This window comes from Rhizobium sp. 18055 (genome assembly GCF_902706285.1).
Taxonomy (GTDB): Bacteria; Pseudomonadota; Alphaproteobacteria; order Rhizobiales; family Rhizobiaceae; genus Rhizobium.
In genome coordinates, this window is record NZ_CACSKD010000126.1 from 1 (window position 1) to 569 (window position 569).

Sequence of the window (569 nt, forward strand, 5' to 3'; positions counted from 1 at the left end):
GAGCTTCTTGGCGTACGGCACATGCAGGAACTCGTTCGGGCCGTGCGCGTTGCTCTTGGGGCCCAGCACGCCGCAGACCATCATCTGCGCCGTGGGAAAGCCCTGGCTCAGCATGTTCATGAGCGGGATCGTGCCGCCCTGGCCGATGTAGCCGCAGGGCGCGCCGAAGTGCGCCTGGCTCGCGGCGTTCAGCGCCTTCTCGTACCAGGGCGTGATGGCCGGCGCGTTCCAGCCGCTGGCGGCGCCGCCCGGCTCGAAGGTCACGCGCGCCTGGTAGGGTGCGTTGTCCTCCAGCAGGGCCTTGAGCGTCTGCACGCTCTCGGCCGCGTCCACCACGGGCGGCAGGCGCAGGCTGAGCTTGAAGGCGGTGTAGGGCCGCAGCACGCTGCCCGCGTCCTGCAGCGCCGGCAGGCCTTCCGCGCCGGTCACGCTGAGCGTGGGCGTCCAGGTGCGGTTGATGAGCGCCTGCACGGGGTCGGTGGTGGTGGGCAGCGCGAACGTGGTCGAGCCGCCGCAGTCGTAGTGCGCCCAGGGGAAACGCTTCGTCACCTCGTTGCCCAGGATCGCGG

Annotated in this window: 1 pseudogene; it reads right to left on the bottom strand. The window is 71.0% G+C overall.

The window, feature by feature from the left end:
* Positions 1-569 (bottom strand): annotated as a pseudogene (locus GVL52_RS31710) (hypothetical protein); the annotation flags it as partial.